Raw genomic sequence first — 22,444 nt, 5'->3', positions numbered from 1 at the left:
TGCCGGTTGAGGGCCCACAGCAAGCGGCTCCGCCGCTTCAACCGCCGAGACGGAATCAGGCCACGCTCGCCAGGTACGCCTCCGCCTTGTCCGCGTCGAAGAACCAGTCCGCCATGTCCGGCGGGTTGTTGTAGCCGTTGGCGAAGCGGTTCGCGACCTGCTCGTGCTCCTGCGCCGCGCCGAGGATCTTCTGGATGTGCTCCGGCGGCGGCAGCAGCATGGTGTTGGTCAGCCGCGTGACGTGCTGCGCGTACTCCCAGTACTTGTCGAACGTGGCCTGCATGAAGTCCCGGTCGAACGGCTTGTCGCCGTGCGCCAGGATGCTGCCCAGGTACGACTCCGCGCACTTGGCCGCGTTGTTGGCGCCCTGCCCGGTGATCGGGTCGTTGGCCACCACCACGTCGGCCATGCCGAGCACGAGCCCGCCCGACGGCAGCTCGCCCACCGGGTGCCGCACCACCGGCGGGTAGCCTCCGGTGAGCACCCCCTTCGGGTCGGTCAGCTCCGCGTCGCGGTAGCGCTCGTACTCCCACGGCATGTACTGCTTGAACAGCTCCAGCTGCCGTCGCAGCAGCTCGTCCGGCGAGGGCCGGTCGGCGAACGCGTCGAACGGCCCGCCCGGGATGCCGGACATGTAGAGGATCTGGCACGGCCCGGACAGGGTGTAGCCCGGGATGCTGATGTGCTCGCCGATCCCCGGCACCACGTTCACCCACACGTCCACCGCGCCGGGTGTCTCCGGCCGCGACCGGACACCGTGCACATAGGACACCGACAGCGCCCGCTGCGGCTTGGTGAACGGCGAACGCGACGGGTCGCGGTCGAACAGCTGCACCAGCTCGCCCTTGCCCGCGGCCACGATCACCAGGTCGTACATGCGCGCCAGCGAGTTCAGGTCCGCCGTGGTCACCCCGTGGGTGATCACGTTGCCGCCGCGCTCCTCCAGCAGCTCCAGCCAGGTGGACATCTTCACCCGCTGGTCCACCGACTGCGCGGGCCCGGCCTCCCACTTGCCCATCCAGTTCAGCACGCGTGTGCCGTCCGGCTGGCCCATCGAGAAGCCCTGGCCGCCGGCGAACGGCGCGACGTCGTCCCACAGGTTCAGCCCGTGCTTGCGCTCGATGGCCAGCGAGTCGGCGAACATGCACTGGGTCGAGGTGACCCAGCCGGCCCGGATCTCGTCCGGTGTCTTCGCCGACATCAGCGTGACGTCGTAGTCGTGGTCCCGCAACGTGAGCGCCAGCTGGAGCCCGGACTGGCCCGCACCGACGATCAGGATCCTACGCATCAGAAAGCCCTTTCCGGCAGATCGGCAGTGATCTTATCGCTACCGCCGGTCGTCAGGAAGAGCTGCTCACGCTCGCCAGGTACTCCTCGGTCTTCGCCGGGTCCAGCAGCCAGTGCCGGTAGTCGCTGGGGTCGGAGAAGCCGTTGACGAACCGCCGTGCCACCACGGGGTTCGCCTGCGCCGCACCGAGGATCTGCTGCACGTGCGGGGGCGGCGGCTGGAGCATCGCGTTGGTCCAGACCGTGGCCCACTGGGCATCGTCCCAGTAGCGGTCGAACGTGGCCTGCATCCACGCGCGGTCGAACGGCTTGTCCCCGTGGGACAGAATGCTGTCCAAATAGGACGCCGCGCACTTCGACGCGTTGTTGGAGCCCTGCCCGGTGATCGGGTCGTTGGCCACTACCACGTCGGCCATCCCGAGCACGGCCGCGCCCGACGGCAGCTCGCCCACCGGATGGCGCACCACGGGGGTGTACCCGCCGGCGAGCGTCGCCTTCGAGTCGGTCAGCTCCGCCCCGCGGCAGCGCTCGTACTCCCACGGGAAGTACTGGCGGATCAGCGAAAGGAGCCGGTCGAAGAACTCGCCGGGCTCGGGCTGGTCGGCGAAGCAGTCCAGCGGACCGCCCGGAATCCCTTCGAAGAACAGGATGTCGCAGTTGCCGCTCAGCGTGAACGCCGGGATCATGAACAGCTCACCGACCCCGGGCGCGATGTTGAACCGCACGCCCGCGTGCTCCGGGTGCTCGGGCCTTCGGCCCACGCCGTGCGCGTACACCAGCGACAGCGCGCGCTGCGGCTTCGTGTACGGCGAACGCGACGGGTCGCGGTCGAACAGCTGCACCAGCTCGCCCTTGCCCGCGGCCACGATCACCAGGTCGTAGTGCTCGGGCAGCCGGTCGAGGTCGGCGGTGGTGACGCCGTGGATGACGACCTTGCCGCCGCGCTGCTCCAGCAGGTCCAGCCAGCCCGCCATCTTCACCCGCTGGTCCACCGACTGCGCGTAGTGGTCCAGCAGCCCGAACCAGTTCAGCGCCGGGTTGCCCTCGGGGTCCCCGAGCGTGACGCCGAGCCCGTCGATGTTGACGGTCTGCTCCTCCCACAGGTTCAGCCCGTGGTCGCGTTCGTGCTGCAGGGCGGTGTGGAACATCGCCTGCGTGGACATCACCTTGCCGCGCCGGATCTCCTCCGGCGTGCGGGCGGACATGACGGTGACGTCGTAGTCGTGCTCCCGCAACGTCAGCGCGAGCTGGAGGCCGGACTGGCCCGCACCGACGATCAGGACCTTACGCATGGGCGCGCACCCTCCCGGACTCCGAGACCTCTGCCAGCGACAGCGTGTACGACACGAGCTCCTGCAACGCGGCCGCGGTGGACGCGGGCTTGCGCGCGTCGCACGTGATCAGCGGGATCTCCGGGCGCAGCGCGAGCGCCTCGCGGACCTCGTCGAGGTCGTGGCCGAGCTCGCCGTCGAACAGGTTGACCGCGACGATGAACGGCAGCTCCGAGTCGTTCTCGAAGTAGTTGATGGCGGCGAAGGACTGGTCGAGCCGCCGGGTGTCGACGAGCACGATGGCGCCGAGCGCCCCGCGGGACAGGTCGTCCCACAGGAACCAGAACCGCGCCTGCCCCGGCGTGCCGAACAGGTACAGCACGAGGTCGTCGTACAGCGAGATCCGGCCGAAGTCCATCGCGACGGTGGTGGTGGTCTTGGTGCCGTCGGGGGGCAGGTCGTCGACGCCCTCGCTCGCTTCGGTCATCCAAGCCTCGGTGTTGAGCGGGGGGACCTCGGACACCGACCCGACGAAGGTCGTCTTCCCGACGCCGAAGCCACCGGCCACCACGATCTTCGCGGAGATCGTGAGCGCGCCGGGCTCAGACGGGGAGCTGCTTGAGTCCATTGAGGATCCTCTCGAGCACGTTCCGGTCGTGGTGGTACGCGTGTGCGGTGGGGTGGATGAAGACCGCGCCCTGTGCCGCCAGGTCGCTGACGAGCACCCGCACCACACCCAGCGGGATGCCCAGCAGCGACGACAGCTCGGCGATCGAGACCTGCGAGCGGGCGCGTTCGTAGAGCGCCTTCGACTCGGGCATCAGCTTGTCGGCCAGCGCCGGATCGTAGCGCGGCACCGAGATCAGCGTCTCCACCAGCAGCTGGTGGCGGCCTCTGGTGCGGCCACCGGTGAGCGTGTACGGGCGGATGCGCTTGCTGCGCGGCTTCTTCACCGTCGCCTGTCCCCGCCCCGGATCTTGGGACATCGTGATCACTTCCTTGCCGGGTCAGCCGATCGGGCGGCGTGCGGTGAGCACGCGCCTGAGGTCGGCGCGCGTCTCGGGTGTCAGCGCGTGCCCCGCGCTGGTCACGAACTGGGTCATCTCGTACGCGACGACCTTCATGTCGCAGTCGGGTCCGGTCAGCACGGCCAGCCCGGCCCCGCTGTCGATGCCCATGAACAGGAAGTAGCCCTGGGACAGCCGGATGATGATCTGCTCGCAGGTGCCCTTGTTGAACAGGCTGGCGCTGTTGCCCGCGAGGCTGAGCAGGCCGCTGGCGATGGCGGCGAGCTGCTCGCTCTCGGTGGTGGTCATCGCGTCCGACGCGGTGAGGGGGAACCCGTCGGAGGACATGATCAGGGCGTGGCTGACGCCGTGCACCTTGCGGACGAAGTCGTTGATCAGCCAGGTGAAGTCCTGGTCGGGCTGCCGGTGTTTGCCGTCGGTCACTGCTGCTTGTCCTCGTCTGCGTCCGTGTCGCGCTGGTCCTGCCGCTGGTCCTGCCTGGCGGCCCGCTCCCCGTCGGAGAAGGCGCCGAGGTCGGCGAGCAGCTTGTCGTGCCCGGCCTTGCGCTCGGCCTCGGGGTCGGCCGGCGGTGGGGCGGGGGTGGCGGCCTGGTGCCCGTTGGGTGCCTTGATGCTCTGCGACACCCGGCGCGGCAGGCCGCTGGCCGTGGTGCCGCCGATCGTCGGCTCGGCCGGGGGACGGGGCCGCGGCGACGGGGGCACCGGCGCCCGCTCCTCGGTGACGGTCGCGGAGCGCCGCGGCAGGCCCGACGTGGCCGGGCGGGCGGGCGCCTCGGGCACGAACGAGCTCGCCCCGTCGTTCCCGCCCGTGGACGGGAAGATCACCGTCTGCGCGCCGGACCAGCTGGCCTCGGGCAGCTCGCTGACGACGGCGGCGGGCAGCAGCACCGAGGCGGTGGTGCCGTGCGGGACGCGGCGGTCCAGCCACACGCGCAGGTCGTGCCGCACGGCCAGGCGCCGCACGACGGCGAGGCCCATGTGGCGCACCGCGGAGTCGTCGAGCACCGGCGCGTCCGACAGCCGCTCGTTGAGCTCGTGCAGCCGCTCCGGCGGCAGGCCGATGCCCTCGTCCTCGATGCGCATGAGCACGCTGCCCTGCTCGGTGAGGTGCGCGCTGACCCGCACGGGCGCGTTGGGCGGCGAGGACTTGGTGGCGTTGTCGAGCAGCTCGGCCAGCAGCCGGCTCAGGTCCTCCGACGCGAAGCCCACGACGCCGAGCGACACGACCCGGCCGATGGTGACCCGGGAGTAGTGGTCGATCGACGACATGCCCGCGCGGACCACGTCGACGAGCGACGACGTGTCCGACGTCGAATCGCTGGCGTCGCGGCCGGCGAGCACACGCAGGTTCTCCGCGTTGCGCCGCAGCCGGGTGGCCAGGTGGTCGAGGCTGTAGAGCTCGGCGAGCCGGTCGGTGTCCTCCTCCCTGGCCTCCATCTCCTCCAGCTGCGAGAGCAGGGAGTCGACCAGGTTGAGGTCGCGCAGCGCGACGTTCGCGCAGATCGCGGCGAGCGTCTCGCCCGCCGCGGCGGGCTCGTGCCGCTCCGGGGCCGGTGCCTCGAGCACGCGCGGCGGCCGGGGTGGTGGTGGGTGGGGGGTGTTGAGGAACTGGGCCGCCGCCTCACGGGAGCGCTCCAGGAGCGCTCGTGAACGGATGAGCAGTTCCCGAGCCCGCGTAGCCATGTACTCCCACTGCTTTCTTGTCGCATTACGGGTCTCTGACACCCGGCGCGGGGCTTCCCCCGCCCGCCCCTCCGGGCTGCATCATGCAATCAGAGAGTGGCCGCCGTGTCCAGTCCGTGACGGAATATCTACGCAGCGTAGACGCCGAAACTACTTACGGCACACGGAGTAAGCGCTTACACCAGCTGCACGTCGTGCTGCGTCCGTGCACCGTCGACGACGCGCACCACGGTGCGCGACGGCGAATAGCTGGTGGCCACCACCGTATACGTACCAGGGTCGAGGTCGTGGAAGGCGTACCGCCCCGACTCGTCGGCGTACGTCGTGCGCACCACGTGCCCGCCCTCGTCGAGCAGCGTGACCGACACGGCCGGGCGCGGCCCTTCCGGCAGGCTCACCGAGCCGTGCAGGACCGCGCCGTCGGGCAGTTCGACGTCCTGCTGCGCCGCCCCGGTTTCGCCCGTGGTGACGGCGAGCGCGGCGGGGCGGTAGCCGGCCGCGTTGACGGCCAGCACGTACGTTCCCGGCGGGAGCGAGGTGAAGGCGTAGTCGCCACCCGGCCCGGACAGCCGGGAGTCCACGACGTCGCCGCGCGAGTCGGTCAGCGTGACCGCCGCGCCCATGATCGGCACGCCGGTCACCGCGGCCCGCACCACACCGCGCAGCCCGCCCGAGCCGCGCAACGCGATCTCCAGGCGCACGGGGGAGCCGGTGACGGTGACGGTGGTGGCCTCGGGCTGATGCGCGGGCGCGGACGTGATGAGTACGTACGAGCCCATGCCCGGGGCGGCCAGGCGGAACCGGCCGCCGTCGTCGGCGGTGGTGCGGCCGGTCTGCCGCCCGGCGGCGTCGACGAGCGTGACGGCGGCGCCGGGCACCGGCGCCCCGTCCACGTCGGCGACCCGCCCCGAAACCTCGATGCCGTACCGGGTCTGCTGCGGGATGCCGGACTCGGTCATGACGCCGCGTCCGCCCGGGCGCCGGAGGCGAGGTCGACGTCCACGGTCGTGGTCTCGCCGGTGTTCAGGTCCACCTGCCGCACCGCGGGCTCGTACAGGCTCGTGACGACCGTGTACTCGCCCGGTTCGAGGTCGTGCAGCTCGTAGTGCCCCTCGTCGTCGGTGAGCGTGGTGGCCACGGTGCGCCCCTGGCTGTCGCTGATCGTCACGGTCGCGTTGGCCAGGCCGAGCCCGTCGGGTCCGGTGACCGTGCCGTGCAGCACGCCCACGGCCTCGACGAGCAGTTCCACGTCGGCGGGCTCGGCCGCGCCGGCGAGCACGGTGACCGCGTGCGGGCGGTGCCCGTCGACGTTCGCCGTGATCGTGACCTCGCCCGCGGGCAGCCCGGTGAGCAGGAACTTGCCGTCGTGGGCCGTGGTGGCCTGGCCGACGACCTGCCCGGTGCCGTCGGTGGCGAGCACCGCGGTGCCCTCCACCGGCGTGCCGCCGGAGCGGTGCACGGTGCCGGCGACGACCCCGCCGCCGAGGAGCACGAAGTCGTGCACCGCGCCGAGCCCGTTGACCGTCACCGAGGCGGCGGCGGGCTGGAAGCCGGGGGCGGTCACGATCAGCGTGTAGGTCCCCGGCCGCACGCCGTCGAGCGCGTAGGCGCCCGTCTGGCCGGCCCGCGCGCGGCCGACCTGCATGCCGTCCGCGCCGGTCACCGTGATGACCGCGCCGGCGATCGGGGCACCGCTGTTGGTGCGCAGGGTCCCGCTGATCTCCCCGGGCCTGCCCACCGCGCGGCGCGGGCGCTGCAGCACGGCCGTGGGGGTGTCGTCCGGGAGGATGTTGACCAGCTCGCCGCCCTCGGCCGCGAGCTCCGAGCCCACCGACTCTTGGGGCACGGTCGCCGCGAGGGGCTTCGGCTTGCCGACGAACCACGACGCGACCGCGCCGACGAGGCACACGATGATCGCGAACCAGAACGCGGCGGTGAGCCCGTCGGAGAACGGCGCCGAGATCAGGTTCGGGAAGAAGCTGCGGCCGGTGAGGAACGACGCCTGGTCGGCGGGCAGCTGGTTGAGCACCGGGCCCAGCAGCTGCTGGATCGGGTTGTAGCCGAGGAACGCGGCGAACAGCACGCCGACCGGCGGCAGCGCGGCGATCCCGGCGGCGGCGTCGGCGGGCACGCCGTGCGCGGTGAGGCCCTGGTTCAGCGTGCCGGGCAGGGAGTCGGACAGGCCCGCGATCATCAGGCTGAAGAAGAAGCCGATCGAGAGCACCATCGCCGAGTTCTGGAAGGTGGCGGTCATGCCGGCGCCCGCGCCGCGCGAGGTGGGTGGCAGGCTGTTCATCACGTCGGCCCGGTTCGGCGAGGAGAACAGGCCCATGCCCAGGCCGTTGAGCAGCAGGATCGCCGCGAAGGCCCAGTAGTTGAAGTCCACCGGCAGGATCAGCAGGAGCAGGAAGCTGACCGCGGTGGCGACCATGCCGACGGTGGCCAGCAGCCTGCCGCCGATGCGGTCGGTGATCACGCCGGAGACCGGCGCGGCCACCAGGAAGCCGACGGTCATCGGCAGCATGTAGATACCGGCCCACAGCGGGGTCTGCTCGAAGCTGTAGCCGTGCTGGGGCAGCCAGATGCCCTGCAGCCAGATGATCAGCATGAACTGCAGGCCACCGCGGCCGAGCGAGGCCGCCAGGTTCGCCGCGTTGCCGAAGCTGAACGCGCGGATCTTGAACAGGCTCAGGTTGAACAGCGGGTTGGCGACCCTGGTCTCGATGACGGCGAAGATGATCAGCACGAGCACGCCGCCGATGAGGCAGGACAGCACCATCGGGCTCGTCCAGCCCATGGTGTGGCTGCCGTAGGGCTGGATGCCGTAGGTGATGCCGACGAGCACGGCGATGAGGCCGACCGCGAAGGTCAGGTTGCCCCACCAGTCCATCTTCGCGGGGCGGCGCTCACTGGTGTCGCGCAGCTTCAGGAACGCCCAGATGGTGCCGAACACGCCGAACGGCACGGACACGAGGAAGACCAGGTGCCACTGCACCGGCCCGAGCAGGCCGCCGATCACGAGGCCGAGGAACGAGCCCGCGATCGCCGCGACACCGTTGATGCCCAGCGCGAGCCCGCGCTGCTTGGCGGGGAAGGCGTCGGTGAGGATCGCGCTGGAGTTCGCCATCAGGAACGCGCCGCCGATGCCCTGCACGACACGCCAGCCGATGAGCCAGATGGCCGCCGTGGCCCCGTCCATCCATGTCACGGCCAGCAACACCGAGGAGACCGCGAACACGGCGAACCCCAGGTTGTACATCCGGACGCGGCCGAACATGTCGCCGAGGCGCCCGAAGCCCACCACCAGCACGGCGGTGACGACGAGGAAGCCCATCATCATCCACAGCAGGTAGCTGGTGTTGCTCGACTCCAGCGGGTTGATGTGGATGCCGCGGAAGATGTCCGGCAGCGCGATGAGCACGATCGAGGAGTTGATCGTGGCCATGAGCATGCCGAGCGTGGTGTTCGACAGTGCGATCCACTTGTACCGCGGACCGAGCTCGTCGACCGTCCACGTGTGCTTGTGCCGGTGCTTCTCCACCGGTGCGTCCACCGTCTGCTGGGCAGACTGCACTTCCATCACTCCAACCAGGGAAGGTCATGTCGCCGTTGACTGCATTGCGCGAAAATTAGTTGACCTATGCTAACGGATTTTCCCTCGTTCCGGCGATCCGGGTCACTGATCAAGTTGACGTGATCCCTGTCGCACCGCCCACGCAGCGTCAGGCCGGGGCCTTGTCCGGCGGCCCCACGTCGCTGATGCCGGTGTGGGAGGTGGTCACCGGCGTCACCGGGCGACGCGGCGCAGCAGGCCGAGGAGGGCGGCTCGCTCGTCCGGGCCGAGCGGGCCGAGGGTCTCGTCCTCGACCTTCGCGGCCAGTTCGGCGGCGCGGCCGAAGACCTCGGTGCCGGCCTCGGTGAGCACCACCAGCCGGGTGCGGCGGTCGTCCGGGTGCGGGTCGCGGCGCACGAGGCCCGCGCGCTGCAGGTCGTCCACCAGCGCGACGACCGCGCTGGGGTCGACGCCCAGCAGGTCGCCCAGCTCGCGCTGCGACAGCCCGCCGTGCTCGGCGGCCGCCAGCAGCACCGTGTAGTGCCTGCTGCGCAGGCCGAACGGCTCCAGCGCCCGGTTGAGCGCGCGGATCGCCCGCCCGCCGGCACGCGCCAGCAGGAACCCCGCGTCGGAATCGAGCGTGGCGATGGCTCCTCCTCGGTCCGTGAGAGCTACAACGATTGACATTATCAACGATTGAGGACTACACCTACTACCGTGGACATCGAACAGCTCGAAGCGATCGACGTGCACGTCCACGTCGAGATCGACGCGCACGGGCACCTGTCGCTGCCCGGGGAGTTCGCCGAGGCGGCGTCGGAGCACTTCGGGGCCGACGCGAAGCGGCCGACGCTCGACGAGATCGCGGAGTACTACCGGCAGCGGCGCATGGGCGCGGTCGTGTTCTCGGTCGACATCGAGAACTTCACCGGGCATCCGGCGCTGTCGAACGAGGAGATCGCCGAGGGCGCGGCGAAGCACTCCGACGTGCTGATCCCGTTCGCCAGCGTCGACCCGCACAAGGGCCGCGCCGGCGCCCGGCGGCTGCGGCGGCTGGTGGAGGACCACGGCGTGCGCGGGCTGAAGTTCCACCCGAGCATCCAGGGCTTCGCGCCGGATGACGGCACCGCCGACCCGCTGCTGGAAGTGGCGCAGGAGTACGGGATTCCGGCGTTGTTCCACACCGGACAGACGGGGATCGGCGCGAACATGCGGGGCGGCGGGGGCATCCGGCTGGCGCTGTCCAACCCGATCCTGCTCGACGAGGTGGCGGTGAAGTTCCCCGACCTCACGATCATCATGGCCCACCCGTCGTTCCCGTGGCAGGACGAGGCGCTGGCGGTCGCCACGCACAAGCCGAACGTCCACATCGACCTGTCGGGCTGGTCGCCGAAGTACTTCCCGCCGCAGCTGGTGCGCTACGCGAACTCGTTGCTGCAGGACAAGGTGCTGTTCGGGTCGGACTACCCGCTGATCACCCCGGACCGGTGGCTGGCCGACTTCGCGAAGCTCGACATGAAGCCGCACGTGCGCCCCAAGATCCTCAAGGACAACGCGGTGCGGGTGCTGAAGCTGAAGCCGTAGCGGCCGGATGTCGGCCGCCGCCGACACGTCCCGCGCCTAGCGTGACGGGCATGAGTTCTGCAGAATTTGCCGCGCTGCACCGGGGTCCGCGGCCGTTGCTGCTGCCGAACGCGTGGGACCACGCTTCGGCGGCGGCGCTCGTCGCGGCGGGGTTCCGGGCGGTCGGCACGACGAGCCTGGGCGTCGCCGCGGCGGCCGGGCTGCCCGACGGCACGGGCGCGACGCGCGCCGAAACACTCACCCTCGCGCGGCGGCTGTCGGGGCTGGAGTGCCTGCTGACGGTGGACATCGAGGCGGGGTTCGGGCTGCCGCCCGAGGAGCTGGCCGAGCTGGTCGCGGAGCTGGCGGGGCTGGGGGCGGTGGGGGTGAACCTGGAGGACGGCCTGGGTGACGTGGGGCGGCAGCGGGAGCTGATCGCGGCGGCGCGGACGAGTGGCCTGTTCGTCAACGCCCGCACCGACACGCACTGGCTCGGAGCGGCGGACGCGGACCGGGAAGCGCTTTCCCGCTGCGAGTCCTATGTGGACGCCGGTGCGGACGGCGTGTTCGTACCGGGCCTGACGGACGAGCGGGTGATCGCCTCGCTCGTCGCCGCGGTGGGGGTGCCGGTGAACGTGCTGTACTCGCCCGCGGGGCCGGGCTACGAGCGCCTCGCGGAGCTGGGGGTGGCCAGGCTGAGCTGTGGCTCGCTGCTGTTCCGGGCGGCCCTCGACGCGGCAGTGGCCACGGCGCACGCCATCGCGGCGGGCAACCACCCCGGCGCGGACGCGGTGAGCTACGAGGAGGTAGCCGCAAGAGCGGCGCGTCAGGACGGGCCACGGTGAGCGCGGTGGCTGGCGCCCGCGGGGGACGGTGGCGCTTCCGCGGGGCGGCCACCCCGGCGCGGGTGCGGGGGCGACGGCGGTGAAGGCGGCTCGACCCGAATCCCGGCGCTTCCGCGGCTGCCTCCGGCGCGACCCGCGACCCCGGCGCCTTCGCGGCCACCACCCCGGGCGGGTGCAGGGTGCGATGGCGGTGAGCGCGGCGACTCGACCTTCGCCCGAAACCTGGGCGCCGTCGCAGCCACAGCCCTGCGCGAGTACGGGGGTGATGGCGGTGAGCGCGGCGACTCAGCCCTCGCCCGGAACGAGCGCTTCCGTAGCCGCCGCCGTGCGCGAGTGCTGCTGAGCGCGGCGCTCAGTCTTCGCCCGCGACCCCGGCGCCTTCGCAGCCACCGCCCCCCGCGGGTGCGGGGTGCGATGGCGGTGAGCGCGGCGAGTCAGCCCTCGCCCGGAACGAGCGCTTCCGTAGCCGCCGCCGTGCGTGAGTGCGGGGGCGATGGTGCTGACCGCGGCGGCTCAGCCTGCACCCGCAACCCCGGCGCCCCCACACCCACCATCCCCCGCGAGTCCGGCGCGCAGCCTCCGCCTGCCCGCGAGCACCTCACCCTCAACCCCCCACCAGAAACCCCAGCGCCTCCGCCAGTCCGTCGCCCTCTCCGGCGCTCCGGGGCAGGCGGCGGTACACCTCCGCCGCCGCGGCTCCGAAACCCTCCGGGAGTCCCGTGGCGGCCAGGGTGCGGCCCGTCTCCTCCAGTTCGAACGCCCACCGCCAGCCGCGGTCCAGCCCGAGCCGCGCCGCGCGCTCCGAGCGCTCCGGCAGGTCCGGCTGGCTCAGCCGCCACTCGGCGAGCACGTCCGCCTCCACCCCGAGCGACCGCGCCGCCGCCCGGATGGCCAGCAGCAGCGCCGTCGTGCCCTTCGTCCAGCTCGCGTACAGCATCTTCACCGCCGACGCGTCGCCCACCAGCCGCGGCTGGAGCACCGACCCCTCGAACAAGGCCGCCACCGCCGGCGCCTCCTCGCCCGACAGGTACAGCCGCGTCGTCCCCGCCCGCCGCGGGGGAGGGCCCACGATCCCGCCGTCCACGAACCGCGGCACCAGCCCGCCGATCTCCGCGGCCGTCGCCGGGCTCACCGCGTTCAGGTCCGCGTACAGCCCCTCGTAGTCCCGGAACAGCCGCGCCGTCTCCACCGCCGCGTGCGGCGGGCACACCGACAGCACCACCGGGCACTCCGCCTTCAGCCGTTCGACCGAGCCCAGGTCCACCAACCCCTCCGCGCGGCGCCGGGTCTCCTCGCTCCGCCCGTCCGACGCCCACGCCGCGGAGTCCAGCAGCTTCGCGACGGCGGCGCCCATCGCGCCCGGGTGCACTATGCCGATCATCCCCCGACGGTAGTACCGGTCGGCCCGCCGGGAAAGTGTGGTCTAGACCTTTACGGCTCCCTCGGCTATCGTCGGCGGAAACCAGAACGTCTTCAGAGGAGTGTCGTCATGCCGGAACGCCGGGTGATCGTCGGTTCGTCGGTGGGCCTGCACGCCCGCCCGGCCGCCCTGTTCGTCAAGGCCGCGGCCGCGCAGCCGGTGCCCGTGACCATCGGAGTCGGTGACGGCGACCCGGTCGACGCCCGCAGCCTGCTGTCGGTGATGGGCCTGGGCGCGCGCGGCGGGGACGAGGTCGTCCTGCGCGCGGAGGGGCCCGAGGCGGAGTCCGCGCTGAGCGAGCTCGCTTCCGTCATCGAAGCGGACCACGACGCGGCCTGACGGGTATGCTTCGGTTGAAGATTCAAATTCAACCGGAGGTGTGCGGTGCAGGTTCAGGAGCTCGGGCACCTCGTGCTGTACGTGCGGGACATCGAGCGCTCGGTCCGGTTCTACCGCGACGTGCTCGGCTGGCGGCAGATCCTGCCCGCGCCGGGCGACGGCGGTGAGCTCGACCGCAAGCCCTTCGCCGCGTTCAACGCCCCGTCCGGGCGCACGCACCACGAGTTGCTGCTCATCGAGGTCGGCGAGGACGCGGCCGCCCTGCCCGAGGGCCGCCGCGTCGGGCTGTACCACTTCGGCCTGAAGATCGGCACCACGGACGACGAGCTGCGTGCGGCGCTGGCGAAGCTGGCGGAGACCGGCACGCCGGTGCTGGGCATGAGCGACCACACCGCCACGCACAGCCTCTACATCGCGGACCCGGACGGCAACGAGATCGAGCTGTACGTCGACGTCCCCGGGATCGACTGGGAGACCCCCGAGGCGCTCGGCTCCCCGGCCAAACCGCTATACCTATGAGGTGTCGCGGTTTCCGGAACAGCCGAGGGTGACCCGAGTGCTCGCCGTCGGCGAGTGCATGATCGAGCTCACGCACACGGGCGGGCGGACGCTGTCGCTCGGCTACGCGGGGGACACCTTCAACACCGCGGTGTACCTGGCGCGCCTGACGCCGCCCGAGGCCGTCGAGGTGGACTACCTCACCCGCCTCGGTGACGACGAGTACAGCGCCGGCATCCTCGGCGCCATGCGGGCCGAGGGCATCGGCACCGCGCTCACCGACCGCGTGCCGGGCACCCAGCCCGGGCTGTACCTCGTGCGCACGGACGAGAACGGGGAGCGCAGCTTCACCTACTACCGCTCGGAGTCCCCGGCGCGGCGCCTGTTCGACGGCGACCACGACCCGGACCTGTCGGGGTACGACGTGCTCTACCTGTCGGCGATCACGGTGCAGCTGCTGACCGCGCGGGCGCGGGAGCGGCTGTGGGCCGGGCTGGCCGCGGCGCGCGAACGGGGCGCGCACGTGGTGTTCGACAGCAACTACCGCCCCGCCGGCTGGGCGTCCGCCGACGAGGCGCGGGAGGCGGTGCGGCGGACCTGGGAGCTGACCAGCATCGCCACGCCCACGTTCTCCGACGAGCACGCGCTCTTCGGCGACGACTCCCCGGTGGCCTCGGTCGAACGCTTGCGGGGCCTGGGAATTCCGGACGTCGTGGTCAAGGACGGCGGCAACGGCTGCGTGGTGTGGGACGGGACGGCGCCGCGCCTGGTCCCCGCGGTCACCGTCGAGTCCACAAAGGACACCACAGCTGCCGGGGACGCCTTCAACGCCGGCTACCTCGCCGCCCGGCTCTCCGGAGCCGACGCCGTGGAGGCCGCCGCGGCGGGGCACGTCGTCGCGGCGAAGGTGATCGCGCACCCGGGCGCGATCGTCACCGACCCGGCGCTGCCGCCCCGCGCCTGACGAGGGCTTCGAGCACGTCGACCGCCACGGGCAGGGCCACCTCGTCCACGTCGAAGCGCGGGTTGTGGTGTGGCGCCGGGTTGCCGCCGCCGACCACGATGTACGTCGCCAGCCCGCCCGAGCGCTGCACGGCCTCGGCGAACAGGCTCGCGTCGTCGCTGCCGCCCATCTCGTGCAGCCGCACCGCTTCGTGCCCGGTGGCCTCCGCCGCCGCGAGCACCGCGTCGAGCAGTTCGCCGTCGCAGTCCAGCGACGTCGAGCCGCCCGTCTCCTCGATGTCCACGTCGACGCCCTGAGACAGCGCCGCCCCGCGCAGGACCTGCTTGACGCGCTCGGTCAGGTCCGCGTTGACCGCGCCGTCCTTCGACCGCGCCTCGCACGTCAGCTCGGCCAGCGCGGGCACGATGTTGACGTTCCCGTCGGCACGCAGCGTGCCGACGTTGACGCGGGTGTCGGCGGTCGAGAACCGGGGCAGTCCGTGAACGCCGAGCACCGCCGTGGCGGCGGCGAGCAGCGCGTTGCGCCCGTCCTGCGGCGCCGCGGCGGCGTGCGACGCGGTGCCGGTGAAGCGGGCGCGCAGCTTGGTCGTCGCGAAGATCCCGGTGATGCCCGCGGCCACCACCCCCGCCGGCAGGTCGAGCCCGAGGTGCACGGCGGCGAACCGGTCCACCCCGGCCACGACGTCCGCGCCGAGCATCGCCCGCGCCCCGCGGCCGCCCTCCTCCGCGGGCTGGAACAGGAACCGCACCGTGCCGGGGAAGTCGCGGCCGGCCAGGCGCTCCGCGAGCGCGAGCCCGATCGCGACGTGCCCGTCGTGCCCGCAGGCGTGCATGAACCCCTCGTAGGCGGACCGGAACCCTTGCGCCGCGGGGAAATGGCCGCCGTCGGACGCCTCGGTGACCGGCAGCGCGTCCATGTCGAACCGCAGCGCCCACGTCGGCCCGGGCCGGTCGCCTTCGAGCTCCGCCACGATCGCCGTGCCCTCGGCCGCCAGCCGGGTCACGTCCGCCTCGTCGGCGCCGGACTCGACGGCCAGCCCGGCGAAGCGGTCGAGCGTCGCGCGGTCCGGATACGCCGGGATCCCGTCCAGCCGCAGCGCGCCCGTGCGCACCCGCACCGGCAGCTCACGCAGGCGGGAGAGCACGAGCGCGGCGGTCCGCAGCTCGCAGAACGCGGGTTCCGGATGGGCGTGCACGTCACGGCGCAGGGTGATCAGGTCCACCCTGGCGACGCTAACACGGATCAGCCCGGCAGCCCCTCGACGAAGGTCAGGCTGCGGTCCATCGCCGTGTCGGCGATCTTCCGCGCCTCGGCGTACTCCGGCGACTCGTACCAGGTGCGGGCCTGCTCCAGGCTCGGGAACTCCACGATGATGAGCCGCCGCCGGGCGGGCCACTCGCCTTCGACGGCTTCCGGTACGGCGCCCCGCACGACGTACCGGCCGCCGTACTGCTCGATCGCCTGCGCGGCGATGGCCCGGTAGCGGACCGCCGCTTCCTCGTCCAGCACTTCCGATTCGGAGATCACGTATGCGCTCACGTCACGAGGATTCCAGCTCCGCGATGCGCAGGAAAGTCCCCCCGCTGGTCAGGTCGAACCTCAGCCGCGTGGTCGACACCGGCGCGAAGGTGACGTGCGTCGGCGAGTTGGACGCCGTCGCCCACGTGACCCGCAGGTCCCGCACCGGCACGTAGCGACGACCGTCCCAATAGGACACTGCGATGGCCGACGGGAGGCCGTTCATACCGCCCGTGGTGAACAGGAGATCCGCGCTCGACACCGGCCGTGGTGCGGACCACCCGACCGAAACCCAGTCACTCGCGTGCGGGCGGCTGACCGCGGGCAGCAGGGCCGTCGGGTCCTTGCGGTAGTAGTTCGACCAGCCGGTGGCCAGGTCCCCGTCGAGCATCGCGGCCGGCACCGTGTCGGCCGCGCCGGAGAAGCTCGCGTCGGCGCCGACGGGCCCGGGATCCGGCGCGCCGAGCCCCGGCGACGTGACGGTCACCCGCGCGTCGCCCCGGACGATGGCCAGCGCCTTGCCGTGGAACGCCGCCCGCGACCGCGACTGGTAGTTCTCCGCGCTTTCCTGCTGCCCGTTGTCCGTCCCCAGCAACTGGCCGCCCGATACGTGGAAGGTCAGCTCGTTCGCGGCGTCGGGCACCAGCACCCCGCGCGCGTCCACCACGTCCGCGGTGACGAACGACAGCGAGCCGTATCGCTGGGTGCTCAGCCGCACGTGGTCCGGCCTGCCCGCGGTGGTGAGCACGTCCCGCGACACCTCCTTGCCGCCGCGTTTCGCGACCGCCACCAGTTCGCCCGGCGCGAACGGCACCGTCCACGTCAGGTGCAGGTGCCCCGCGCTGCCGTTCGGGCTCGTGTAGCTGCCGGGATACGGGCCGCTGGTGACGGTCTTGTCGTCGCCGGTCGCCTCCGTGGTCTCCAGGTACCGCTTGCCGTACGTGGTCGTCTTCGTGTCGAACGACCGCGTGCCGAGCGACTTCCCGTTCAGGAACAGCTCGACGGTGTCGGCGTTGCTGTAGGCCCAGACCGTCACCGGCTCGCCCGGCTTGTGGTCGGTCCAGTCCATCGGCAGCAGGTGCACCATCGGGTCGGTGGTCCACTGGCTGCGGAACAACCAGTACTGGTCCTTGGCGAAACCCGCCGTGTCGACGGCACCGAAGAACGAGGACTTCACGGGGAAGACGTTGTCGTACGGGGTGGGCTCGCCGAGGTAGTCCATGCCCGACCACAGGAACTGCCCCGCGAAGTACTCGCGGTCGCGGTCCTTCTTCAACCCGTACTCGCCGCTGTAGGTCCACGACGCGAGGTTGTTGTCGTAGGAGGACGCGCCGCGCTTGCCGGGCGTGTAGTTCTCGCCGCTGTTGAGCTGGTCCGGGCTGTCGTACACGCCGCGCGTGGACGTCTCCGAGGAGGACTCGGACTCGAAGAGGAACTTGTCCGGGTACTTCGCGTGCAGCGCGTCGACCGACGCGGCGGTGTTGTAGTTCAGGCCGATCCCGTCGAGCATCCGCAGGATCTGGTCCTGCGCCGAACCATCGGCGGGCACCGAGCGGTACTTGTCCGAGCCCATCACGATCGGCCGCGTCGGGTCGAGCGCCCGCACGTCCGCGATGAGCCGCCGCGCGATCGGCACCCCGATGGACACCGACGTGGAGTCCGGGATCTCGTTGCCGATGGACCACAGGACGACGGCGGGGGAGTTCTTCGCCGAGTTGACCATCTCGGCGATGTCGGCGTCACTGTCGGCGTCGAAGAACCGGCCGTAGTCGTACTGCACCTTCGGCGTGCGCCACGTGTCGAACGCCTCGACCATCATCACGATGCCGAGCTGCTCGCACGCCTCGATCACCTGCGGCGAGGGCGGGTTGTGGGAGGTGCGCAGGGCGTTCACGCCCATGCTCTTCATGATTTCCAGCTGCCGCAGGACAGCGCCGTAGTCGGTGGCGGACCCGAGGGCGCCGAGGTCGTGGTGCAGGTTGACGCCCTGCAGCTTCATCGCCCTGCCGTTGAGGAAGAAGCCGTGCTGGGGGTCGAAGGTGGTCCAGCGGAAGCCGAACGGCGTGGAGACGCTGTCGACCACCTTGCCACGCACCGAAAGCTGACTGTCCACTGTGTACCGCACGGGCGAGTCGGTGGACCACAGCGCCGGGTGCGCCACGCGCAGGTCGGTGCCGGTGGTGTCCCCGCTCACCGGCACGCTCCGCGTGGCCATCGCGCGCCCGCGGGCGTCGCGGACCGTCGTGGTGAGCGTCGCCCCGGCGGCGCCGGTGGTCGTGGTGTCGACGTGCACGGTCCCGTATCCGGCCTTGACGGTGTTCGCCAGGTCCGGGGTGGTGACGTACGTGCCGTGGCGGGTGATGTGCGCCGGGTCGGTGACGACGAGGTGCACGTCCCGGTAGATCCCGCTGCCGGAGTACCAGCGGCTGCTCGGCACCTGGTTGCGCACCTTCACGTCGAGCGTGTTCGGGGCGTGGCCGTCGGTGTGCGCGAGCGCGGTGAGGTCGACGGCGAAGCCCGTGTAGCCGTAGGCGTGGCTGCCCACCGCCTGGCCGTTGAAGTACACCGTCGAGTCCATGTACACGCCGTCGAACTCGATCGACAGCTGTTTGCCCGCGAGCGACCGCGGCAGGGTGAAGGTCTTGCGGTACCAGCCGAGGCCGCCGGGCAGGAACCCGGTGCCCGCGGTGGTTGTCGCGTTCTGCACGGGGTCCAGCCCGATGCTCCAGTCGTGCGGCAGCGTCACCGGCCGCCACGACCGGTCGCCCGGCGCCGGCTCGGGAGCGTCCGCGCCGGTGGTGTTGACGAGCGAGAACTGCCACCCGGAGTCGAAGTCGCTGCTGCGTGGCGGCGCGGCCGGGACCGCCGCCACGGCCGGGGCGGACACCGTTCCCGCCGCGAGCAGACCGGCCGACAGGAGTGCGAGCAGACGAGAAGTGAACGACATCAGACACCCCGGTGTTGGGTTCGGCGGTGAAGCCAACAGAACCCAACAAATGCTCGTCCTCCCTCGAACGGGTGTCAACGCGTCCTTTCGAGGGACGAAAACGGCGCCGGCCCCCACGGGGACCGGCGCCGCCTTCGCGCGCGTGCTCAGCCGTACTCGCGCTCCTCCTCGTCGAGCGGCACGGGTCGCTGCTGGTCGGCCACGTCGGCGGGATCGGCCTCGGTGGGCACGCCGGGCTCCGGGCCCACCGCGGTGACGTCCTGACGCTGCTCCAGCACGTCTTCGACGGGTTGCTCGATATCGACGGGATCGGTCACGGACACTCCTCGGGGTCGTTCTCAGCCGAGTTCGGCGATGGACTGCTGGATACCGGCGACCACGTCCGGGTGGCCCAGCGGCAGCGGGGCGGGGATGCGGTCCCGCGGACCGCCCGTGCTGTGCGCGACGATCCGCACGTCCACCCCGGACCGGGTGAGTGCCCAGCGCCGCTGCTCGGTCTCCTGGCTCCAGTGCTCGTCGGCGGCGTCACCGTGGCCGGACTCGACGTAGCCGGACGCGCCGGGGTCGACCAGCAGCACCGAGCGCACCGAATCCGGGTGCGCCTCGGCCAGCCGCAGTGCCTCGTCGGCGCACGGACCGCTCGTCACCACGTGCACCTTGCCGGAGCCCGGCGGGTCGGTCAGGATCTCGCCGGCCTCGGTCAGGCCACCCTCGGCGGGCACGCGGCACCAGATCACCCGCCAGTTGTCCAGCTGGTCGCGCCACGTCGCGGGCAGGCCGTCGTGCTTGGCCTCGCCCGCCGGGTCGAGCACCAGCACGATCGGCCCGTCGAGGGTACCTTCGGTGACGACGGCGGGGCCGTCGGCGCGGACCGGGTCGGGGGAGTAGCTCATTACCGCTCCTTTCTCCGGTGTCCGGCTACCCCGGGTGCCCGGGTGTTACACGGGCTCGGCGACCAGGCGGAGGGGAACGAATGCGAGACAACGGCTTCACGGTGATCGCGCCGCACGACGTCTTCGAGGACAGCGCGGCGGTGCGCGACGAGCGGCGCCGCGCGGTGCGGGCGATCGCCTCGGCCGCGGCGGACGCCGACGACTGCGCCCTGCTGCTCGACGCGCTGGGCCTCAAGCCCACCGAGGGCCTGACCACGGTGCCGGGGCCGCGCTCGGCGGACTGAGCGGGAGGTTGGCGGAGCCGGCCGCCGCTGAGGCAGGATGGCGGCATGGCACTCGGTGATCTTCCACTGCGCACGCTGTCCGGGGAACCGGCGACCCTCGGCGGCCTCGGCCGCCGTGTCCTGCTGGTGGTCAACGTGGCTTCGCGCTGCGGTCTGACCCCGCAGTACACCGGGCTGGAGCGGCTGCAGGAACGCTACGGCGACAAGGGGTTTTCGGTCGCGGGCTTCCCGTGCAACCAGTTCGCCGGGCAGGAGCCGGGTACGGCGGAGGAGATCGCCCAGTTCTGCTCGGCCACCTACGGCGTCACGTTCCCGATGTTCGAGAAGGTCGAGGTGAACGGGGAGGGGCGGCACCCGCTGTACGAGGAGCTGGTGCGCACGCCGGACGCCGAGGGGGAGGCGGGCGACGTGCAGTGGAACTTCGAGAAGTTCCTCGTCACCGGCGACGGCGAGGTGCTGGCCCGGTTCCGCCCGCGCACCGAGCCCGGGTCGCCGGAGGTCGTGTCCGCGATCGAGGCGGCGCTGGCGCGGTAGGGCTTTCAGAAGCGCCGCTTGGCCTCGGTGGCGGCCGAGCTGGTGGTGAGCTTCTCCAGCAGTCCGATGAGGACGGTCTGCTCGGACTCGGTGAGCGCGTTCGCCCAGGCCTGTTCGCGTTCGTTGTGGGCGACGTAGGCGCTGGTGATCGCGTCGTGCCCGGAGTCGGTGAGCGACAGCAGCACGGCGCGGCGGTCGTGCTCGGCCGGCGTCCGGGACACCAGCCCGTCCCGTTCCAGGGTGTTCACCAGCGCCGACACCGCGGCGCGGCTCATCCCGGACAGCTGCGCGACGCGTTTGGCCTCCATCGGCCCGGCCAGCCACAGCGCGAACAGCACGCGGAACCCGCCCCAGCTCCAGCCGCGCGGCCGGTGCACGGTCGACTCCCAGTCGTAGACGAGCGCGCTGGTCAGCCGGTGCAGGGTCAGCCCGAGCCGCATCGCGACGGGGTCGACGGCGGGCAGTTCGGCCGTGGTCCGCGCGATGGCGTAGTCGACGAACGAGAGGTAGTCGAGTTCTCCGGGCGCGGCCGGTTCGGCGGACATGCGCCCCAGCGTAGGCACCCCGTCCAGCGGGCTTCCGGCTACGTCGGCGCGAGCGCGGTGAGCAGCCCGGTGACCAGCGCCGTCCGTACGGGGACCTGGTCGAGCAGCACGTGCTCGTGCCGGGCGTGGGCGCCGCCGCCGAGGGCGCCCAGGCCGTCGAGCACCGGGCGGTCCAGCGCGGACACGAAGTTCGCGTCGCTCGCCCCGCCCACCGACACCTCCGACAGCGCCAGCCCCAGCTCCGCGCCGACGCCGGCGGCCAGGGCGAACAGCCGCCGGGTGGCCTCGTTCGGCACCATCGGCGGCCGGTTCCACTCGCCGCGCACGGTCAGCCGGGCCCGTGGGTCGGACGTGCGCAGCGCGGCGAACCCCGCGTCGAGGCGGGCGGTCTCGCCGGGCTGCGCGACGCGGACGTCGATCCCGCAGCCGGCCTGACCGGCGACCACGTTCAGCGCGGTGCCGCCGCGCACCAGCCCGACGTTCACCGTGGTGCCCCGGTCCTCGTCGCCGAGCGCGGTGATCGCCGGGATCAGCTCCGCCAGCTGGTGGATCGCGCTCACCCCGGCCGCCGGTTCGAGCCCGGCGTGCGCCTCGACCCCGAGCACCGTCACGTCGAACAACCCGACGCCCTTGCGGCCCGTCTTCAAAGCCCCGTCCAGCGATGCCTCGAACACGAGCGTCGCGAGTGCCCCGGCGCTGAGCCGCTCGATGTGCGCGCGGCCGACCGGGCTGCCGATCTCCTCGTCCCCGGTCAGCAGCAGCCGCACGGTGGGCACCGCCAGCCCCAGCTCGTGCGCGCACCGCAGCGCCCACACCGCCTGCACGACGCCGAGCTTCATGTCGAAGGTACCCGGCCCGCTCGCCCGGCCCCGCTCCGCCCGGAACGGCCAGCCCGCCAGCGTGCCCGCCGGCCACACCGTGTCGTAGTGGCACAACAGCAGCACGTGCCCCGGCGCCGAACCGGGACAGGTGACCTCCAGCACGTCGCCGTGGTCGCCTCCGTGGTGCCGCCTGCCCGCCACACCCGGGCCGAGCCGGGCGGCGACCCAGCGGGTGAGCGCCGTGGCCGCGGTGTCGAGCAGCGGTTTGTCCTCGCTCGGGGTCTCCAGCTCCACGAGCCGCCGCAGGTCCGCCGTCATCGCGGGCAGCGCGCGCCGGGTCCACGGCAGGACGGACGAGCACAGCACGGCGGCTCCTCGGCGGGAACGGGGCGGATATCATCATTGTCCGGAGTCACGCCCCGGCAGTACTCCTCGTCATGGAGGCCTTTTCC

24 protein-coding genes are annotated in these 22,444 nt (G+C 72.0%); 7 read left to right on the top strand and 17 right to left on the bottom strand.

All coding sequences use genetic code 11. The features are described 5' to 3' along the window. Positions 1–55 precede the first annotated feature (55 nt). The 9 genes from FHX82_RS32740 to FHX82_RS32700 all read right to left on the bottom strand — a co-directional run bounded on the left by FHX82_RS32740 (position 56) and on the right by FHX82_RS32700 (position 9,508). The gene (locus FHX82_RS32740) at positions 56–1,288 is read right to left on the bottom strand and encodes a styrene monooxygenase/indole monooxygenase family protein (protein WP_145938636.1); all 1,233 of its coding nucleotides are present in this window, start codon (positions 1,286–1,288) and stop codon (positions 56–58) included. A 52-nt stretch (positions 1,289–1,340) separates the two neighbouring features. Beyond that, positions 1,341–2,579, bottom strand: a complete 1,239-nt coding sequence (locus tag FHX82_RS32735; RefSeq protein ID WP_145938637.1) for a styrene monooxygenase/indole monooxygenase family protein — start codon at positions 2,577–2,579, stop codon at positions 1,341–1,343. Beyond that, positions 2,572–3,186 (bottom strand): GTP-binding protein, encoded by a 615-nt coding sequence (locus FHX82_RS32730; protein WP_145938638.1) that lies wholly within the window; start codon positions 3,184–3,186, stop codon positions 2,572–2,574. Before FHX82_RS32730 ends, FHX82_RS32735 begins: the two co-directional genes overlap by 8 nt. Beyond that, positions 3,161–3,544, bottom strand: coding sequence for a DUF742 domain-containing protein (locus FHX82_RS32725; protein WP_145938639.1), 384 nt, complete (start codon positions 3,542–3,544; stop codon positions 3,161–3,163). The genes FHX82_RS32730 and FHX82_RS32725 overlap by 26 nt, the downstream gene beginning before the upstream one ends. 21 nt (positions 3,545–3,565) lie before the next feature. Further along, the gene (locus tag FHX82_RS32720; protein ID WP_145938640.1) at positions 3,566–4,009 is read right to left on the bottom strand and encodes a roadblock/LC7 domain-containing protein; all 444 of its coding nucleotides are present in this window, start codon (positions 4,007–4,009) and stop codon (positions 3,566–3,568) included. After that, entirely contained in the window at positions 4,006–5,268 is a 1,263-nt protein-coding gene (locus FHX82_RS32715) for a sensor histidine kinase (protein WP_183176979.1), read from the bottom strand. The genes FHX82_RS32720 and FHX82_RS32715 overlap by 4 nt, the downstream gene beginning before the upstream one ends. Positions 5,269–5,444: 176 nt before the next feature. Continuing rightward, complete coding sequence (locus FHX82_RS32710) at positions 5,445–6,227, bottom strand: MSCRAMM family protein (RefSeq protein WP_145939323.1); 783 nt, start codon at positions 6,225–6,227, stop codon at positions 5,445–5,447. Next, positions 6,224–8,719 (bottom strand): MFS transporter, encoded by a 2,496-nt coding sequence (locus tag FHX82_RS32705; RefSeq protein ID WP_145939325.1) that lies wholly within the window; start codon positions 8,717–8,719, stop codon positions 6,224–6,226. The genes FHX82_RS32710 and FHX82_RS32705 overlap by 4 nt, the downstream gene beginning before the upstream one ends. A gap of 336 nt (positions 8,720–9,055) precedes the next feature. Next, positions 9,056–9,508 (bottom strand): MarR family winged helix-turn-helix transcriptional regulator, encoded by a 453-nt coding sequence (locus FHX82_RS32700; RefSeq protein WP_145939322.1) that lies wholly within the window; start codon positions 9,506–9,508, stop codon positions 9,056–9,058. 30 nt (positions 9,509–9,538) lie between these two features. Here FHX82_RS32700 and FHX82_RS32695 point away from each other — a divergent pair, with 30 nt between their 5' ends. Beyond that, positions 9,539–10,405, top strand: coding sequence for an amidohydrolase family protein (locus FHX82_RS32695; protein WP_145939321.1), 867 nt, complete (start codon positions 9,539–9,541; stop codon positions 10,403–10,405). A 50-nt stretch (positions 10,406–10,455) separates the two neighbouring features. Then, positions 10,456–11,229, top strand: coding sequence for an isocitrate lyase/PEP mutase family protein (locus tag FHX82_RS32690; protein ID WP_183176978.1), 774 nt, complete (start codon positions 10,456–10,458; stop codon positions 11,227–11,229). Positions 11,230–11,833: 604 nt separating this feature from the next. Here the strand turns inward: FHX82_RS32690 and FHX82_RS37910 are convergent. Continuing rightward, positions 11,834–12,610 carry a DUF1932 domain-containing protein gene (locus tag FHX82_RS37910; RefSeq protein ID WP_145938480.1) on the bottom strand — a complete coding sequence of 259 codons (777 nt, stop codon included), beginning with the start codon at positions 12,608–12,610 and terminating at the stop codon, positions 11,834–11,836. A 108-nt stretch (positions 12,611–12,718) separates the two neighbouring features. Between FHX82_RS37910 and FHX82_RS32680 the strand changes: the two genes are divergently transcribed. Genes FHX82_RS32680 through FHX82_RS32670 form a run of 3 tightly spaced genes read left to right on the top strand, consistent with a single transcriptional unit; the run spans position 12,719 to position 14,450 of the window. Next, on the top strand, positions 12,719–12,988 hold the full coding sequence (locus FHX82_RS32680) for an HPr family phosphocarrier protein (RefSeq protein ID WP_145938479.1): 270 nt from the start codon (positions 12,719–12,721) through the stop codon (positions 12,986–12,988). A gap of 45 nt (positions 12,989–13,033) precedes the next feature. After that, entirely contained in the window at positions 13,034–13,507 is a 474-nt protein-coding gene (locus FHX82_RS32675; RefSeq protein WP_145938478.1) for a VOC family protein, read from the top strand. A 28-nt stretch (positions 13,508–13,535) separates the two neighbouring features. After that, positions 13,536–14,450 carry a sugar kinase gene (locus FHX82_RS32670; protein WP_145938477.1) on the top strand — a complete coding sequence of 305 codons (915 nt, stop codon included), beginning with the start codon at positions 13,536–13,538 and terminating at the stop codon, positions 14,448–14,450. On the opposite strand, the gene FHX82_RS32665 is transcribed toward FHX82_RS32670, so the two are convergent. From FHX82_RS32665 to FHX82_RS32645, 5 genes are all read right to left on the bottom strand, one after another. Then, complete coding sequence (locus FHX82_RS32665; RefSeq protein WP_145938476.1) at positions 14,419–15,672, bottom strand: amidohydrolase; 1,254 nt, start codon at positions 15,670–15,672, stop codon at positions 14,419–14,421. The two genes, FHX82_RS32670 and FHX82_RS32665, sit on opposite strands and share 32 nt — an antisense overlap. 20 nt (positions 15,673–15,692) lie before the next feature. Beyond that, positions 15,693–15,989 (bottom strand): DUF1330 domain-containing protein, encoded by a 297-nt coding sequence (locus tag FHX82_RS32660; protein WP_145938475.1) that lies wholly within the window; start codon positions 15,987–15,989, stop codon positions 15,693–15,695. Between the two features lies 1 nt (position 15,990). Further along, positions 15,991–18,915: a glycoside hydrolase family 2 TIM barrel-domain containing protein gene (locus FHX82_RS32655; protein ID WP_145938474.1), complete on the bottom strand. Its 2,925-nt coding sequence runs from the start codon at positions 18,913–18,915 to the stop codon at positions 15,991–15,993. A gap of 146 nt (positions 18,916–19,061) precedes the next feature. Beyond that, entirely contained in the window at positions 19,062–19,232 is a 171-nt protein-coding gene (locus tag FHX82_RS32650; RefSeq protein WP_183176977.1) for a hypothetical protein, read from the bottom strand. A gap of 21 nt (positions 19,233–19,253) precedes the next feature. Then, positions 19,254–19,808: a hypothetical protein gene (locus FHX82_RS32645; RefSeq protein ID WP_145938473.1), complete on the bottom strand. Its 555-nt coding sequence runs from the start codon at positions 19,806–19,808 to the stop codon at positions 19,254–19,256. A gap of 80 nt (positions 19,809–19,888) precedes the next feature. Here FHX82_RS32645 and FHX82_RS32640 point away from each other — a divergent pair, with 80 nt between their 5' ends. Then, positions 19,889–20,092 (top strand): hypothetical protein, encoded by a 204-nt coding sequence (locus tag FHX82_RS32640; protein WP_145938472.1) that lies wholly within the window; start codon positions 19,889–19,891, stop codon positions 20,090–20,092. A 45-nt stretch (positions 20,093–20,137) separates the two neighbouring features. Next, complete coding sequence (locus FHX82_RS32635) at positions 20,138–20,626, top strand: glutathione peroxidase (protein WP_145938471.1); 489 nt, start codon at positions 20,138–20,140, stop codon at positions 20,624–20,626. A 5-nt stretch (positions 20,627–20,631) separates the two neighbouring features. On the opposite strand, the gene FHX82_RS32630 is transcribed toward FHX82_RS32635, so the two are convergent. Then, positions 20,632–21,171 carry a MarR family winged helix-turn-helix transcriptional regulator gene (locus FHX82_RS32630; protein WP_145938470.1) on the bottom strand — a complete coding sequence of 180 codons (540 nt, stop codon included), beginning with the start codon at positions 21,169–21,171 and terminating at the stop codon, positions 20,632–20,634. Positions 21,172–21,209: 38 nt separating this feature from the next. Then, on the bottom strand, positions 21,210–22,310 hold the full coding sequence (locus tag FHX82_RS32625; RefSeq protein WP_145938484.1) for a M20 family metallopeptidase: 1,101 nt from the start codon (positions 22,308–22,310) through the stop codon (positions 21,210–21,212). Between the last annotated feature and the right edge of the window lie 134 nt (positions 22,311–22,444).

This window comes from Amycolatopsis bartoniae (assembly GCF_014191255.1).
In the GTDB taxonomy this organism is placed as follows: Bacteria; Actinomycetota; Actinomycetes; order Mycobacteriales; family Pseudonocardiaceae; genus Amycolatopsis_E; species Amycolatopsis_E bartoniae.
The sequence above is the reverse complement of the archived record's forward strand: the minus strand, read 5'-3'. Positions and strand labels throughout refer to the sequence as shown.

Bases quoted from the DNA above. Each gene is read 5' to 3' on its own strand.
- FHX82_RS32740 (WP_145938636.1), bottom strand. From the start codon at position 1,288: ATGCGTAGGATCCTGATCGTCGGTGCGGGCCAGTCCGGGCTCCAGCTG.
- FHX82_RS32735 (WP_145938637.1), bottom strand. From the start codon at position 2,579: ATGCGTAAGGTCCTGATCGTCGGTGCGGGCCAGTCCGGCCTCCAGCTC.
- FHX82_RS32730 (WP_145938638.1), bottom strand. From the start codon at position 3,186: ATGGACTCAAGCAGCTCCCCGTCTGAGCCCGGCGCGCTCACGATCTCC.
- FHX82_RS32725 (WP_145938639.1), bottom strand. From the start codon at position 3,544: ATGTCCCAAGATCCGGGGCGGGGACAGGCGACGGTGAAGAAGCCGCGC.
- FHX82_RS32715 (WP_183176979.1), bottom strand. From the start codon at position 5,268: ATGGCTACGCGGGCTCGGGAACTGCTCATCCGTTCACGAGCGCTCCTG.
- FHX82_RS32710 (WP_145939323.1), bottom strand. From the start codon at position 6,227: ATGACCGAGTCCGGCATCCCGCAGCAGACCCGGTACGGCATCGAGGTT.
- FHX82_RS32705 (WP_145939325.1), bottom strand. From the start codon at position 8,719: ATGCTCATGGCCACGATCAACTCCTCGATCGTGCTCATCGCGCTGCCG.
- FHX82_RS32700 (WP_145939322.1), bottom strand. From the start codon at position 9,508: ATGTCAATCGTTGTAGCTCTCACGGACCGAGGAGGAGCCATCGCCACG.
- FHX82_RS32690 (WP_183176978.1), top strand. From the start codon at position 10,456: ATGAGTTCTGCAGAATTTGCCGCGCTGCACCGGGGTCCGCGGCCGTTG.
- FHX82_RS37910 (WP_145938480.1), bottom strand. From the start codon at position 12,610: ATGATCGGCATAGTGCACCCGGGCGCGATGGGCGCCGCCGTCGCGAAG.
- FHX82_RS32680 (WP_145938479.1), top strand. From the start codon at position 12,719: ATGCCGGAACGCCGGGTGATCGTCGGTTCGTCGGTGGGCCTGCACGCC.
- FHX82_RS32655 (WP_145938474.1), bottom strand. From the start codon at position 18,915: ATGTCGTTCACTTCTCGTCTGCTCGCACTCCTGTCGGCCGGTCTGCTC.
- FHX82_RS32645 (WP_145938473.1), bottom strand. From the start codon at position 19,808: ATGAGCTACTCCCCCGACCCGGTCCGCGCCGACGGCCCCGCCGTCGTC.
- FHX82_RS32640 (WP_145938472.1), top strand. From the start codon at position 19,889: ATGCGAGACAACGGCTTCACGGTGATCGCGCCGCACGACGTCTTCGAG.
- FHX82_RS32635 (WP_145938471.1), top strand. From the start codon at position 20,138: ATGGCACTCGGTGATCTTCCACTGCGCACGCTGTCCGGGGAACCGGCG.
- FHX82_RS32630 (WP_145938470.1), bottom strand. From the start codon at position 21,171: ATGTCCGCCGAACCGGCCGCGCCCGGAGAACTCGACTACCTCTCGTTC.
- FHX82_RS32625 (WP_145938484.1), bottom strand. From the start codon at position 22,310: ATGACGGCGGACCTGCGGCGGCTCGTGGAGCTGGAGACCCCGAGCGAG.